This window comes from Streptomyces sp. NBC_01352 (assembly GCF_036237295.1).
GTDB lineage: Bacteria > Actinomycetota > Actinomycetes > Streptomycetales > Streptomycetaceae > Streptomyces > Streptomyces plumbiresistens.
In genome coordinates this window covers 3,763,560-3,777,319 of record NZ_CP108354.1, presented here as the reverse complement: position 1 = coordinate 3,777,319, position 13,760 = coordinate 3,763,560, and the positions used below count along the sequence as shown (strand labels likewise).

14 protein-coding genes are annotated in these 13,760 nt (G+C 71.5%); 10 read left to right on the top strand and 4 right to left on the bottom strand.

Annotated features, from left to right (window positions below; genetic code table 11):
• Nucleotides 1-61: 61 nt before the first annotated feature.
• Complete coding sequence (locus OG252_RS17410) at nt 62-502, bottom strand: MarR family winged helix-turn-helix transcriptional regulator (protein ID WP_266448066.1); 441 nt, start codon at nt 500-502, stop codon at nt 62-64.
• Nucleotides 503-605: 103 nt separating this feature from the next.
• On the opposite strand from OG252_RS17410, the gene OG252_RS17405 reads away from it, so the two are divergent.
• The 3 genes from OG252_RS17405 (at nt 606) to OG252_RS17395 (ending at nt 3,634) form a co-directional block, all read left to right on the top strand.
• Nucleotides 606-1,238: a maleylpyruvate isomerase family mycothiol-dependent enzyme gene (locus OG252_RS17405; RefSeq protein WP_329337112.1), complete on the top strand. Its 633-nt coding sequence runs from the start codon at nt 606-608 to the stop codon at nt 1,236-1,238.
• Between the two features lie 88 nt (nt 1,239-1,326).
• Nucleotides 1,327-3,036, top strand: coding sequence for an ATP-binding protein (locus tag OG252_RS17400; protein WP_329337110.1), 1,710 nt, complete (start codon nt 1,327-1,329; stop codon nt 3,034-3,036).
• Between the two features lie 94 nt (nt 3,037-3,130).
• Nucleotides 3,131-3,634: a DUF1579 family protein gene (locus OG252_RS17395; protein WP_329337108.1), complete on the top strand. Its 504-nt coding sequence runs from the start codon at nt 3,131-3,133 to the stop codon at nt 3,632-3,634.
• Here the strand turns inward: OG252_RS17395 and OG252_RS17390 are convergent.
• Complete coding sequence (locus tag OG252_RS17390; RefSeq protein ID WP_329337106.1) at nt 3,621-4,514, bottom strand: aldo/keto reductase; 894 nt, start codon at nt 4,512-4,514, stop codon at nt 3,621-3,623. The two genes, OG252_RS17395 and OG252_RS17390, sit on opposite strands and share 14 nt — an antisense overlap.
• 1 nt (nt 4,515) lies before the next feature.
• On the bottom strand, nt 4,516-5,433 hold the full coding sequence (locus tag OG252_RS17385; protein WP_443068408.1) for an NAD-dependent epimerase/dehydratase family protein: 918 nt from the start codon (nt 5,431-5,433) through the stop codon (nt 4,516-4,518).
• A gap of 45 nt (nt 5,434-5,478) precedes the next feature.
• Between OG252_RS17385 and OG252_RS17380 the strand changes: the two genes are divergently transcribed.
• From OG252_RS17380 to OG252_RS17365, 4 genes are all read left to right on the top strand, one after another.
• Nucleotides 5,479-5,988: an Lrp/AsnC family transcriptional regulator gene (locus OG252_RS17380; RefSeq protein WP_329337102.1), complete on the top strand. Its 510-nt coding sequence runs from the start codon at nt 5,479-5,481 to the stop codon at nt 5,986-5,988.
• A gap of 29 nt (nt 5,989-6,017) precedes the next feature.
• Nucleotides 6,018-6,446, top strand: a complete 429-nt coding sequence (locus tag OG252_RS17375) for a MerR family transcriptional regulator (protein ID WP_329337100.1) — start codon at nt 6,018-6,020, stop codon at nt 6,444-6,446.
• Between the two features lie 14 nt (nt 6,447-6,460).
• Entirely contained in the window at nt 6,461-6,775 is a 315-nt protein-coding gene (locus tag OG252_RS17370) for a thioredoxin family protein (protein WP_266448064.1), read from the top strand.
• Nucleotides 6,776-6,958: 183 nt separating this feature from the next.
• Nucleotides 6,959-9,181 (top strand): HelD family protein, encoded by a 2,223-nt coding sequence (locus tag OG252_RS17365; RefSeq protein ID WP_329337098.1) that lies wholly within the window; start codon nt 6,959-6,961, stop codon nt 9,179-9,181.
• 34 nt (nt 9,182-9,215) lie between these two features.
• On the opposite strand, the gene OG252_RS17360 is transcribed toward OG252_RS17365, so the two are convergent.
• Nucleotides 9,216-10,427, bottom strand: a complete 1,212-nt coding sequence (locus tag OG252_RS17360; RefSeq protein ID WP_329337096.1) for an ROK family transcriptional regulator — start codon at nt 10,425-10,427, stop codon at nt 9,216-9,218.
• A gap of 176 nt (nt 10,428-10,603) precedes the next feature.
• On the opposite strand from OG252_RS17360, the gene OG252_RS17355 reads away from it, so the two are divergent.
• Genes OG252_RS17355 through OG252_RS17345 form a run of 3 tightly spaced genes read left to right on the top strand, consistent with a single transcriptional unit; the run spans nt 10,604 to nt 13,751 of the window.
• Nucleotides 10,604-11,944 (top strand): ABC transporter substrate-binding protein, encoded by a 1,341-nt coding sequence (locus OG252_RS17355; protein WP_266433631.1) that lies wholly within the window; start codon nt 10,604-10,606, stop codon nt 11,942-11,944.
• Nucleotides 11,941-12,921, top strand: a complete 981-nt coding sequence (locus tag OG252_RS17350) for a carbohydrate ABC transporter permease (protein ID WP_266433629.1) — start codon at nt 11,941-11,943, stop codon at nt 12,919-12,921. The genes OG252_RS17355 and OG252_RS17350 overlap by 4 nt, the downstream gene beginning before the upstream one ends.
• On the top strand, nt 12,918-13,751 hold the full coding sequence (locus OG252_RS17345; protein ID WP_266433627.1) for a carbohydrate ABC transporter permease: 834 nt from the start codon (nt 12,918-12,920) through the stop codon (nt 13,749-13,751). The genes OG252_RS17350 and OG252_RS17345 overlap by 4 nt, the downstream gene beginning before the upstream one ends.
• Nucleotides 13,752-13,760 lie beyond the last annotated feature (9 nt).

The window sequence follows — 13,760 nt, the reverse complement described above, 5'->3', positions numbered from 1 at the left end:
CCCCGACCGCCGACAGTCCTCAGCGCCCCGACCGCCCCGACCATCACTGTCCGCGCGAGCGTCACGCCCACGGGTCCGTGACCTCGCGCAGCAGTGTCAGCGCCTCGCGCAGCTGCTTCATGCGTCGCTTGCCGAGGTGCTCCTCCCACTCCCGCTCGACCTCGGCGACCACCGCGTCGGCGACCTCCTTGGCCGCCCACGCCTTCGCCGCCCCGCGCACCAGCCGGGCCCGCTTGTCCGTCGGGTCCGGTACGCGGGTGACGTAGCCCGCCTTCTCCAGCTGGTCGACCAGGAAGCCCGCGGTCTGCTTGGTGATCTGGGCCTGCTCGGCCAGCTCGGTCAGCCGGGTTCCGTCCGGGCCGATGCGCTGCATGACGCGGGCCTGGGCGGGCGTGAAGTCGTCGAAGCCGGCCTCCGCGAGCGCGGCGAAGACCCGGTTCTCCAGGGCCCGGTAAGGAAGGAACAGGAGCACGCCCGTGTTGAGCTCACTCTCCGCCACCATGGCCGACGCCTCCCGCGCACTGCTTGACATTGGTCAGAGTCTCTGACTAATTTGGTCAGAGAAGCTTACCACTTGCTGGGGTGGGTGATTCAGGGTGACTCCCATGAACGCGGTGCTGGGGACCGACGAGCGTTGGCAGATCGTCGACCGGGAGCGGGCGGGCCTGGCCGACCTGCTGGAGGGGCTGAGTCCCGAGGAGTGGGAGACGCCCACGCGGTGCGGGGACTGGCGGGTGAGGGACGTCGCCGCACATCTGACCGTCGCGGCGCGGTTCACGTACAGGGCCGTCCTGGGCGAGTTCGTCCGTGCCCGCGGCAGCTTCGACCGGATGATCCACGACTCGGCGGTCCGCGAGGCCGAGCTGCCCGTCGCCGAGATCGTCGCCAACCTCCGTGCGATCGTCGGCTCCCGCCGCCTCGCACCGACCACCTCGCCCCGTGAGCCGCTCCTCGACATCCTCGTGCACGGCCAGGACATCGCCCTGGCTCTCGGCCGCAGGCGGGAGATGCCCCCGGAGGCCGCCCGTGACGCCGCCGACCGGGTGTGGACCATGCGGGTGCCGCCCAGGCCCTGGCCACTGCCGAAGGCCCGGCTCGTCGCCACCGACATCGAGTGGACGCGCGGGGACGGCACGGAGATCCGCGGCCCGATCGCCGCGCTGCTCCTGCTGCTGACCGGGCGCTCGGAGGCGGCCCGGGAGTGGTGCGAGCTGGCCGGTGTGGAAGGCCTTCGCTGACCGGCCCTGTGTGTGAGAACTGACCGGCCCTGTGTGTGAGAGCCGACCGGCCCTGTTTGTGAGACTCGCGAGAGTCACCCCAATTCCGTTGACCCGCCCGGAATCCACCACCACCCTGGAAACCCTCGCAGGCGCGGGCGGACGTACGGAGGCGGGTATGGCGGACAGGGCGGGTACGGGGGGCACGGGGGAGCAGGACGGACGCGTCGCGGGGGAGACCTCGCATCTCTCGATGGAGCAGGTGCACGACCTGTTCTACGAGTTCCTCAACGCCGTCGCCCATCCCCGGCGCAGGGACCGGGACGGCAGCCGCGACCTCACCGCCCGCCTGCGCGCCCACCTTGGCTCGGCCCCCGCCGACCGCCCGGTCGTCAAGGCCGCCTACCCGCCGTACGACCTCCCCAACGTGCACCTCGCCCTGGAGCGCTGGTTCGCCGCCGAGGGCCGCGGCTACGAGCTGATCGGCATGCGCGGCGCCCAGCACCACGGCGAGCTCACCCTCGGCGACATCCTCGAATCGGCCGACCGCTACGACCGGTTCGTGATCGGAGCGGTCGACTACGCCCACCTGCCGATCGCCCCCGACACCGAACTCCCCTGCGTCTCCTGCGGGTTCTACCTCGGCACGGACGGCGACGAACGCTTCGCGATCCTGCTGCGCGGCCCGGCCGACGAGTACGGCCGCAACAAGGTGGAGCTCGAAGTCCTCGCGGAGAACAAGGAGTTCGCGGACCGGCTGCTCGCCGAGCTCGACACGCTCGTCCGCGAGCACAACGTCTTCCGCGGCCAGGTCCTCTCCTTCGAGGGCTCGGAGTTCGGCCACGGCCTCGGCCCGTTCCGCTTCCACCGGCGGCCCGGCCTCGGCCGCGAGGAGATCGTGCTGCCCGAGGGTCTGCTGGAGCGCGTCGAACGCCAGGTCGTCGGCGTCGCCCGCCGCCGCGAGCAGCTGCGCGCCGCCGGCCAGCACCTGCGCCGCGGACTCCTCCTCTACGGTCCGCCCGGCACCGGCAAGACCCACACGATCCGCTATCTCCTCTCCCACCTCCCGCAGTTCACGGTCGTCGTCCTGGCCGGCACCAGCATCGACGCCATCGGCCCCGCCTGCGCGCTGGCCCGGATGCTCCAGCCGGCGCTGGTCGTCCTGGAGGACTGCGACCTGATCGCCGAGGCCCGCGACTACGGCGGCGGCGAACAGCCCCTGCTCTTCCAGGTGCTGAACGAGATGGACGGCCTCGGCGACGACGCCGACGTGGCCTTCCTCCTCACCACCAACCGCGCCGACCTCCTCGAACCGGCCCTCGTCCAGCGCCCCGGCCGCGTCGACCTCGCCGTCGAGATCCCCCTCCCGGACGCCGAGGGCCGCGCCCGCCTCCTGGATCTGTACGGCAGCCGCCTCGGCCTCGGCAAGGACATCGCCGACGAGGTGGTGGCCCGCACGGAGGGCACCACCGCGTCCTTCACCAAGGAGCTCGTACGACGCTCCGTGCTGATCGCGGCCGAACGCGAATCGGCGCGCACCGAGCCCGAGGACGTCCGCGCGGCCCTCGACGAGCTCCTCTCCGACCACGACCGCCTCACCCGCCGCCTGCTGGGCGTGCGGGGCGGCACGGATGTCGAGGACGAGGACTGGATGCCGGGGGAGGAACAGGAGGAACACGCCGGCGCGTACTTCTACGGCGGTGTGCACCCGGCCCCCGGCCCAGGCCCGTTCCCGGGAGCGCCCCCCGGCCCCGGCCCCTTCCCCGGCATGCCTCCCGGCTTCTACGACCCGCCGCCGCCCGGCATGCCCCGGCGCTGAGCCGCCGGCGCCGCACCTGGCACGGCTCGCTTGTCAGACCCGTGTGCAACCCTCAAAAGGTCGACCCAGGAGACCGGCCGCAGGAGGAGCGAGCATGGCGGAAGAGACCACCCCGCGCGTGGTGGCGGTCAACCGAGGCACGGAGCACGCCGACGATCAGGGATCCGGCCGCGGACCCCGGCACGACGCGCTCGGCGCCTGGGTGGGCAGATGGATCAACGAAGGCCACGTGATCGACGACGGAAGTCCCGGCCCGAGGATCACGACCTCTGACGTGTACGAGTGGGCTCCGGGTGGCTTCTTCCTCGTCCATTCGGCATACGGACGCATCGGGGAGTTCGACGTCGGCGGCACCGAGATCATCGGGTACGACGAGACGAGCGGCGCCTACCGGTCCCACTTCTTCGACAGCCAGGGCAACGTGACCGTCAGCAGCCTGGTCGCGCGCGGCGACACCTGGACCTACCAGGGCGACACCACGCGGTCCACCGTGGAGTTCAGCGACGACCACCGCGTGCAGACCGTCCTGCACGAGCGCACCGATGACGGGCTGACCTACACGCCCTCCATGAGGGTCACTCTCGTCAAGGTCGGCTGAGGGCACCGTCCAGCCGGGCCAGTTCCGCCGCGTCCAGGACCAGGTCCGCCGCGGCCGCCGAGTCCCGGACCGTCTCCGGACGGCTCGATCCCGGGATCGGGATCACGACCGGCGACTTGGCCGACAGCCAGGCCAGGCAGACCTGTTGGGGACTGACCCCGCGCTGGGCGGCCACGTCGTGGAAGGCGCCGAAGCGCCGGAGGGCCCCGACCCGCGACGGCCCGTCCAGCGAGCTGCGCGAGATGCCGCCGAGCGGGCTCCACGGCAGGAACGCCAGTCCCAGCTCCGCACACAACGCGAGCTCCGCCTCGCTGTCCCGTACGGCCGGCGAGTACTGGTTCTGCACCGAGACCAGCCGGTCGCCGAGGATCTCGCGGGCCGCCCGGATCTGCCCGACGTCCGCGTTGGACACCCCGGCCAGCCGGATTGTGCCCTCGTCGAGCAGCTCGCGCAGAGCGCCGACCGACTCCTCGAAAGGCACGGCAGGGTCGGGCTTGTGCAGCTGGTAGAGGCCGATCGCCTCCACGCCGAGCCGCTTGAGGGAAGCCTCGGCGGCCGTCTTCAGGTGCCGTGCGTTGCCGGTCACCGTCCAGCCGCCGTCGCCGGGCCTGCCCCGGCCGCCCTTCGTGGCCACCAGCACGTCGGCCGTGTCACCGCCGTACGCGGTGAGCGCCCGGGCCACCAGCAGTTCGTTGTGGCCGGGTTCGGCGCCGGGCAGGTGGTAGGAGTCCGCAGTGTCCAGGAGGGTCACGCCCGCGTCCAGCGCCGCGTGCACAGTGGCCAGGGCGCGGGCCTCGTCCGGGCGGCCCTCGATGGACAGGGGCATCGCGCCCAGTCCGACGGCGCTCACGCGCAGGTCGCCAAGTGTGCGGTACCGCATGTCAGTTGCCGCCCTTTCCCAGGGTCTCGGCCACGGCACCCGGCAGCCACCGCCGTACGTCGCCGAAGGTGAACCCGAGCCGCGCGGCCCGGGAGTTGTCCATGCCGTAGGAGCGGGCGAAGGAGAACGGCGAGACCTCGCCGACCTCGACGGGGTGCAGGACCGTCGTGCCGTCCGGGAAGTGCGCCGCCACCGCCTCGCACAACTCCTGCGTCGTCAGCAGACCGTCGGAGGCCGCGTTGACCGGGCCGGTGAAGTCCTCGCCAGCCGCCCAGGCCAGGAAGTCGGCGATCTCCTCGACGTGGACATAGGTGGCGGGCCGGTTCACGACCGGCACGGCGATCGGCTCGCCGCTGCTTATCCGGTCGGCGTAGTGCTGGAGCCGCCCGGTGAAGTCGTCGGCGCCGCCCAGCACATGGGCCACGCGGACGGTCGTATGCGGGAACTCCGGGCCGACGGCCGCGAACACCGCCTCCGCCTGCCGCTTGCCCTCTCCGTAGTGGGTCTCGAGGAACTCCGGGTCGTCCCAGGGGAGTTCCAGGTCGACGGGGACGGTCAGCGGGTCGACGGCCGCCTCCCGTACGAGCGTGGGCGAGTCCTCGTACTCGTACACCTCGACCGTCGAGGTCATCACATAGCGGCGGGTGCGGCCGGCGAAGACCCGGCGGGCGGTCTCCGCCTGGCGCGGGGTGTAGCAGACCTGGTCGACGACGACGTCGAAGGTGCGGGCACCGAGAGCGTCCGTCAGTGACTTCTCGTCATTCCGGTCGGCGACCAGATGAATGGTGCCCGCGGGCGGCCGCGACGATCCGCGATTCAGTACGGTCACCCGGTCCCCGGCCGCCAGCAGCCGCGCGATGAGCCGCTTGCCGAAATAGCGGTTTCCGCCGATCACCAATACCTCTCGTGCCTTGTCCATGACCATAATTCTCCCGGCGTACACGCACGTACTGAAGGGGGAACCATGGGAGTTCCGGCCGCCGCACCGAAAGAACCGCGGCATCCGCGCGCCGCTGCCGACGAAACCTCGGTGGCCTTCGACGCGCTGGACCGGCAGATCCTCCAGCTGCTCCAGACCGACGGCCGGATCAAGCTCAGCGAGCTGGGCCGCCGGGTCCGGCTGAGCCCGGCGGCGGTCACCGAGCGGGTACGGCGGCTGGAGGCGGCGGGCGTGATCAGCGGGTACGGCGCCCATGTCGTCCCGGGCCGGCTCGGGTACGGCATCCAGGCGTTCATCCGCGTCAACCCGCACGGCGGCTACACCCTGAAACACCCGAGGACCCTGGAGCTGATGGAGCGACCCGAGATCACCGAGGTGCATCACGTGGTCGGCGAGGACTGCTGGATCCTCAAGGTCGCGGTCCAGGACACCGTCCACCTGGAGGAAGTCCTCGAAGACGTCTCCGTCCTCGGGCGCACAACGACCTCGATCGTGCTGACCTCTCCGGTGGAGCGGAAACCGCTGTTGCCTTGACGTCGGCGTCAAGGCTTACGTTCGTACCCATGCGAATCGGCGAGCTGGCCGCGCGGGCCAACACCACGACCCGGACGCTGCGCTACTACGAGTCGCGGGGGCTGCTGCCCGCGCGGCGGGGCGGCAACGGATACCGGACGTACGACGAGAACGACCTGAGGCTGCTGAGGCAGATCCGGACGCTGCAGGACTTCGGGTTCGACCTGGAGGAGACGCGGCCGTTCGTGGAGTGTCTGCGGGCCGGGCATCCGGAGGGCGACTCGTGCCCGGCGTCGCTCGAGGTCTACCGGCGCAAGCTGGCGGAGCTGGACGACCTGATCGGCGAGTTGCAGGCCGTGCGCGGGCAGGTCGGGGCGCAGTTGGTGAGGGCTGAGCGGGCGCGGGACGAGCTGGCGGCCGAGGCGGAGGTTCCGGGCGGTCCGGAACCGGTGTGCGAGCTGGGGAGGAACCTCACGTGATCAAGGCGGCGGGTGTGACCGAGGTGACGGACGCGGACTTCGCGGCGGAGGTGATCGGGGCGGAGCTGCCGGTGCTGGTGGAGTTCACCGCCGACTGGTGCCCGCCGTGCCGGCAGATGGGGCCGGTGCTCAGCGCCCTCGCCGAGGAGGAGGGGGAGCGGCTGAAGGTGGTCCAGCTGGACGTGGACACCAACCCGGAGACCACCAACGCGTACAAGGTGCTGTCCATGCCGACCTTCATGGTGTTCCGGGGCGGCGAGCCCGTGAAGGCGATGGTGGGGGCCCGGCCCAAGCGCCGGCTCCTGGAGGAGCTGTCCGAAGTGCTCTGAGCACTACGCGCCCCGGCTACGCAGAAATCCCCCGAGCAATTGCGCTCGGGGGATTTCTTTGCGTATATTCAATGGTTCGCGACTTCAAGGATATTGAGTCGCAAAGAAGCTCAGTGAGCACAGTATATCCGGGCGGGAGCGGAATTGTCAAACACCGGTTTTCAAGACAGTGAAGACATTGAATTGCGGCAGGAGCAGCAATTCATCGACGAGCTGTATGTGCGGGTCGACGCCCTGCGCGGCGACACCGAGGGCTCGGTCACGGACGCGCTCGCCCAGGGCAACACCCCCATGCAGGCCCGCCTCGAACGGGACATCCTGGTCGCCGAGCGCTCGGGCCTGCTGGCGGCGCTGAACGCGGTGGACGGCTCGCTCTGCTTCGGCCGGATCGACCTCACCTCGGGCGTCAGCCACCACATCGGCCGGATCGGCCTGCGCGCCGACGACGACGAGCGCACGCCGGTCCTGATCGACTGGCGTGCGGACGTCGCCCGGCCCTTCTACCTGGCCACCGGCCACACCCCGATGGGCCTGCGGCGGCGCCGGCACCTCACCACCGACGGCCGCCGGGTCACCGCCCTGCACGACGAGATCCTCGACCTCGGTGACGCCACCCGCACCGGCCACGAGGACCCGACCGGCGACGCCGTCCTGCTCGCTGCGCTCAACTCCGCGCGCACCGGCCGGATGGGCGACATCGTGCAGACCATCCAGGCCGAGCAGGACGAGATCATCCGCGCGCCCCACCGAGGGATCCTGGTGGTCGAGGGCGGCCCGGGCACCGGCAAGACGGCGGTCGCCCTGCACCGGGCCGCGTACCTGCTGTACGAGCACCGGGAGTTGCTCGCCAAGCGGGCCGTCCTCATCGTCGGCCCCAACCCCGCCTTCCTCGGCTACATCGGCGAGGTCCTGCCCTCGCTGGGCGAGACCGGTGTCCTGCTGGCCACGGTCGGCGAGCTGTTCCCCGGCGTGAAGGCACGGGCGACGGACCCGCCCGAGGCGGCCGCGGTCAAGGGCCGTGCCGACATGGCGGACGTCCTCGCCGCCGTCGTACGCGACCGTCAGTCGCTGCCCGACCCGGTGATCACGATCGAGCACGACCGCGAGATCCTGATGCTGGACGACGACCTGGTCAACATGGCCCGCGAGCGCACCCGGGCGGCCAAACTCCCGCACAACGCGGCACGCGAGCACTTCGAGGGCCACATCCTCAACACGCTCACCGACATGGTCGCCGAGCGCATCGGCACGGACCCGTACGACGGCTCCAATCTGCTGGACCCGAGCGACATCACCCAGATCCGCGACGAACTCGCCGAGAACCCGGAAGTCTGGTCGGCGATCCACCAGTTGTGGCCGAGGGTGACCCCGCAGCGGCTCGTCGCCGACTTCCTGGCGGAACCCGAGGGGTACGTCAGCGCCGAGGACGCCGCTGCCATCCGGCGCCCGGTGACGCGGGCGTGGACCGTGGCGGACGTACCGCTGCTCGACGAGGCGGCGGAACTGCTCGGCGAGGACGACCGGGTGGCGCGGGCGCGGGCGGAGCGGGAGCGCGAGACGCAGGTCGCCTATGCGCAGGGCGTCCTCGACGTCTCCTACGCCTCCCGCACCTACGAGTTCGAGGACAAGGACGAGGAGGACTCCGAGGTCCTGTCCGCGCACGACATCATCGACGCGGAGCGCTTCGCCGAACGCCACGAGGAGGACGACCACCGCAGCGCCGCCGAGCGCGCGGCGGCCGACCGCACCTGGGCGTTCGGGCACATCATCGTCGACGAGGCGCAGGAGTTGTCGCCGATGGCCTGGCGGCTGCTCATGCGGCGCAGCCCGACCCGTTCGATGACCCTGGTCGGGGACCCGGCGCAGACCGCGGAGGCGACGGGCGTCGGCTCGTGGTCGGGCATCCTGGAGCCGTTCGTCGAGGACCGCTGGGAGCACACCCGGCTCGGCGTCAACTACCGTACGCCGGCCGAGATCATGGACGTGGCGGCGGCCGTCGTACGTGCCGAGCAGCCCGGCTTCGAGCCGCCGAGTTCGGTGCGGTCCACGGGGGTACGGCCCTGGGTGCGCGCCACCGACGACCTGCCCGAAGCCGTGGCCAAGGCGGTCGGGGAACTCACCCCGGCCGAGGGCCGCCTCGCGGTCATCGCCCCGCGGGACCTGCACCGCCGGCTGGCCGCCCGGCTGGACGGAGTGACGGCGGACGCGGAGCCCGACCTGACCCGGACCGTCGTACTCCTGGACCCCCGGCAGTCGAAGGGCCTGGAGTTCGACTCGGTGCTGGTGGTCGAGCCCGCGCACTACGGCACGAGCGACCTGTACGTCGCGCTGACCCGGGCGACCCAGCGGCTCGGGGTGCTGCACACCGGGCAACTGCCGAAGGCGCTGGCCGAGGCGTTCGGGTAGGACCGCCCCAGGCCCCCGGCCCCCGGCCCCCGGCCTATGCCTTCTTCCCACCACTCGACTCGGTCGGCATGACAGGAAGGCTGGTGGGGCGGGTGCGCAGCACCTCTTCGACCGAGGAGAGGGCGAAGCGGACCGCGCCGGTGATCACGGCCTCGTCGCCCAGGGCGGACAACTGCCAGCGCGGCAGGTCGACCAGGAGGTTGCCGGCTTCCTCCTCGGCGGCGCTCAGGAGGAGTTCCGCCGCCGGACGCAAGCCGGGGTCGGGGAAGAGGCTGGTGCCGAGCACGACCAGCGCGGGGTCGAGCGCGAGCAGCACGGGGGCGATCCCGGCGGCCAGTCTCCGCCCGTACGACGTGATGGCCGCCTCCGCCTCCGGATCCGGGACCAGGGGTTCGAGGCCGGGCTGTGACGAGGTGCTGCCGGGGAAGCGGATGAAGCCGATCTCTCCGGCCGCGCCGCGGTGTCCGCGCAGCAGGCGCCCCCCGGTGATGACACCGGCCCCGAGGCGTTCCCCGAGCAGCACGAAGACCATCTCGTCGGCCGCGCCGCCGACCCCGCGCCACTGCTCGCCGAGCGCGGCGAGGTTGGCGTCGTTCTCCACGGCGACCGGGCAGCCGAGGGCGTCGCGGAGGACGGTGACGATGTCCGCCTCGGCCCAGTCCTTGAGGTTGTCCGCCTGCCGGATGCGGGTGTTGCTCCGGTCCACCAGGCCGGGGGTGCCCACGGTCGCGGCCCACACCCGCCCGGCGTCGGCTCCGGAGCGCTCGATCGCGCTCCGCACCACCGCCACGACGGCGCGGGCGCGGGCCGGGCCACCCAGGTCGGCGCGGACCGCCTTGCGTTCGACGGCCACCGGCCGGCCGTCGAGGTCGGCCAGACAGGCGCTCACCGAGCGGGCCCGTACGTCCACGCCGACGACGAAGCCGGCGTGCGGGCAGAAGCGGAACCGGCGGGCCGGGCGGCCCGGCGACCGCTGGCCACGGGCGGAGACGGCCGGGGCGACCTCGATGAGCCCGCGGTCGGTGAGTTCCTCGACGATCGCCTCGACGGTGGGGCGGGAGAGCTTGGTGGCCTCGGCCAGGGTGGAGAGCCGGGGGTGCGGGTCGGCCGAGCGGACAGCGGCGAGGATGGCCGCGGCGTTCGTGGCGCGCAGGTCCGCCACGCCCACCACCGCGGGCAGTTCGCGGCCGGGGGAGTGCGGCTGCGGCAGCCCGCCGAGCGGCCACCGGTCCCTGGACGTGGCCAATGATCAACCTCCTGTTGTGACCGCCCGACGATAACAATCCAGCCATGAGTCCTTGACGCCTGCCGGGCTCGCTCTGATTATAAAACGCAACTGCGTTATCGAACTAGTCGAACGATCTTCTCACCCCTCCTCCTCCGCCTCCGCCGCGCCGCGTCCCGTCACGCCCAGGAGATCCCATGAGCCCCAGCCCGTCGTCCCTGTCCAGACGTACCTTCCTCGCGGCCACCGGCGCGGTCGGCGCCGCGGCACTCGCCGCGTGCAGCGATCTGACCCCGGGCGCCTCGTCCGCAGAGAAGAGCAGCTCCGGCCCCGTCTCCACGGCGGTACCGGCCGACGAGAAGATCACGCTGGTGGTCGCCGACGCCGACGACACCACCATGACCCCGGGCCTGATCGCGGCCTTCCGCGCGAAGCACCCCAACATCACTGTCAAACGCCAGTACACGGGCTGGGACGACTACCTCAAGAGCATCAACACCACCATGTCGGCCGACAGCGCCCCCGACATCGCGCAGTTCACCTCCGGCATGCAGAACCTCGTCCCCGGACGGCTGCTGCTCAAGGTCGGCGAGTACGGCAAGGCGTACGGCTGGGCCGAGAAGTTCCCCGGCCTGGACCAGATCACCCTCACCCCGGACGGCAAGACCGTCGGCACCGGTGACCTCTACGGGGTGGGCGCGGGCCTGTCCTTCGAAGGCGTCTACTACAACAAGGCCAAGGCGCGGAAGCTGGGCCTGACCGTTCCCCCGGCCACCCTGGAGGACCTGGAAGCCCTGTTCGCCAAGGCCAAGGCGGCCGGTGAGACCGCGCTGGTCGCCGGCAACCTCGACGGCGGCCTCAACCACCCCTTCAACGTGCTGCTCTCGGCCTACCTGACGCCGAAGGACCGCGAGGCGTGGGCTTTCGGCCACACGAGCGCCACCATCGTGCTGCCGGAGGCCGAGAAGGCGGCCGAGACGCTCCAGCGGTGGGTGGACAAGGGGTACGTCACCCCCAAGGTCAACGGCGTCAGCGACAACGACGCCACCGCCGCGTTCGCCAAGGGCGAGGGCGTCTTCCGGATCAGCGGCAACTGGGCCGCGGCCGCGGTGGCCAAGGGGCTGGGGGAGGGGGCCGGCTACTTCAACATGCCGCCCGTCACCGCGGGCGGGAAGGTCCGCACCACCGGCGCCGGGGTGTACTACTGCGTGTCCGGCAAGTCGAAGAACGCCGCCGCGGCCGCCGCCTTCCTGGACTTCTGCGCCGGTGCGGAGGCCGCCGCGATCACCGCCAAGGCGGGCTTCATGGCTCCCGACGCGGGCGCCATGCCGAGCCAGAGCGGACTGCTGGGCGATGTCCAGAAGGGCTGGCAGACCGTCGTCAAGGACGCGGGCCTGCAGCCGTTCATCCAGAACGCCTCCAGCCCGACGATGGGCGACACCCTCACCACCCAGCTGCAGTTGCTCGCCGGAGGCAAGGCCACCCCCGAGAAGTTCCTGGCCGGCCTCCAGACGGACTTCGAGAACTACCACAAATGACCACGGCCGACCGACTGACCGAGCCCGCCCCCGCTCCCCGCACCGCGCGTCCGGCGAAGCGGGGAGCAGGCCCCGCCGTGCACCGGCGCCCCCGCACGGTACGGTCCGGCCGCCGCCGGCGCCGGGCCGTGGCGTTGCTGTACCTGCTGCCGGCTCTGCTGCCCTACACGCTCTTCGCCGTGCTGCCGCTGCTGCACACCGCGTATCTCTCCCTGTTCGACTGGGACGGGGTGACCCTGCCGTCCTTCGTCGGAGTCGACAACTACCGCCGTATCGGCACCGACCCGCAACTGCGGGCCGCCGCCTGGCACGCGGGCGCCCTGATCCTGTTCTTCTCCGTCCTGCCGATCTGCGTGGGGCTGGTCTCGGCGGCGATCGTGTCCCGGCGTGCCGGGCGCCGGGGGACCGCCCTGGTGCGCACCGTGCTGTTCCTGCCCCAGGTCATCCCGCTGGTCGCGGTCGGCATCCTCTGGCGCTGGGTGTACGGCGAGGACGGCACCCTCAACCAGGCGCTGCGGGCGGTCGGCCTCGGCGGCCTCACCGACGCCTGGCTGGGCAGCTTCACCTGGGCCCTGCCGGCCGTCGGACTGATCGGGACCTGGGTCGTCTCGGGCCTGTGCATGGTGCTGTTCCTGTCCGGGACCCAGCGCATCGACCAGGAGATATACGAGGCCGCACGGATGGACGGGGCCGGCCCCGTACGCGAGTTCACGGCCATCACCGTCCCGCTGCTGCGGCCGGAATTCGCCATCGCGCTGTCCATCACCGTGATCGCCGCCCTGTCCAGCTTCGACCTCATCTACATCACCACCGGGGGAGGCCCGGGCAACAGCACCGTCGTCCCCGGCATCCTCATCTACCGCCTCGCCTTCGGAGGCGGCGCCGTCGGTGTGGCCAGCGCCCTGGCGATCGTGCTGACAGTGGTCATCTCCCTCGCCGTCCTGGTGATCAACCGGCTGTCCAGGGAGGCACCGTGACCACATCAGCGAGAGCGGTCACCGGGCGGCTGGCGGCACCCGTCGTGCTCGCGCTGTTCATGGCCGCCGTCCTCGTGCCGTTCGCCTCCCTGCTGCTGGCCTCCCTCCAGCCGGCGGGCGCTCCGCTGACCGGCTTCGCTTTGCCCGACGGGCTGCACTTCGAGAACTTCTCCCGCGCCTGGTCCGCGGCGGGCTTCGGCACGCTGCTGCGGTCGAGTGTGGTGATCGCGCTGTGCGTGGTGCCGGCCGCGGTGGTGTGCGCGACCCTGGCCGGGTACGCGCTGGCGACCCTCGAAGTCCCCGGCCGGGGACGGCTCTACGCGTATCTGCTGCTCGGCCTGTCCATCCCCACCGAGGGCACTGTCATCCCGCTCTACTACGACATGCGCGCCCTGGGACTGACCAACACGGTGCCCGGTCTCGCCCTCGCGGAGATCGGCGCGTTCATGCCGTTCGGGGTGTTCTGGATGCGCGCCCACTTCGCCACCATGCCGCGCAGCCTGATCGAAGCGGCCCGGCTGGACGGCGCCTCGTCATGGGCGACCCTCTGGCGGATCCTGCTGCCCAGCTCCCGCCCGGCGGTGACCACGCTGGGCGTCCTGTACTTCGTGTGGAGCTGGAACCAGTTCCTGCTCCCGCTCATTCTCATCCAGGACCCGGCCCGCCGTACGGCCCCCGCCGGACTGGGCTTCTTCACCGGGCAGTACGGCGTCGACGTGCCGCTGCTCGCCGCGGCCACCCTGATCGTGATCGCCCCGGTGGTGCTCGTCTACCTGTTCTTCCAGCGGCACTTCATCAGTGGCGTACTCAGCGGCGCCCTCAAGGGCTGACCACACAGG

Bases quoted from the DNA above. Each gene is read 5' to 3' on its own strand.
- OG252_RS17410 (WP_266448066.1), bottom strand. From the start codon at position 502: ATGGTGGCGGAGAGTGAGCTCAACACGGGCGTGCTCCTGTTCCTTCCT.
- OG252_RS17405 (WP_329337112.1), top strand. From the start codon at position 606: ATGAACGCGGTGCTGGGGACCGACGAGCGTTGGCAGATCGTCGACCGG.
- OG252_RS17395 (WP_329337108.1), top strand. From the start codon at position 3,131: ATGGCGGAAGAGACCACCCCGCGCGTGGTGGCGGTCAACCGAGGCACG.
- OG252_RS17390 (WP_329337106.1), bottom strand. From the start codon at position 4,514: ATGCGGTACCGCACACTTGGCGACCTGCGCGTGAGCGCCGTCGGACTG.
- OG252_RS17385 (WP_443068408.1), bottom strand. From the start codon at position 5,433: ATGGACAAGGCACGAGAGGTATTGGTGATCGGCGGAAACCGCTATTTC.
- OG252_RS17380 (WP_329337102.1), top strand. From the start codon at position 5,479: ATGGGAGTTCCGGCCGCCGCACCGAAAGAACCGCGGCATCCGCGCGCC.
- OG252_RS17375 (WP_329337100.1), top strand. From the start codon at position 6,018: ATGCGAATCGGCGAGCTGGCCGCGCGGGCCAACACCACGACCCGGACG.
- OG252_RS17355 (WP_266433631.1), top strand. From the start codon at position 10,604: ATGAGCCCCAGCCCGTCGTCCCTGTCCAGACGTACCTTCCTCGCGGCC.
- OG252_RS17350 (WP_266433629.1), top strand. From the start codon at position 11,941: ATGACCACGGCCGACCGACTGACCGAGCCCGCCCCCGCTCCCCGCACC.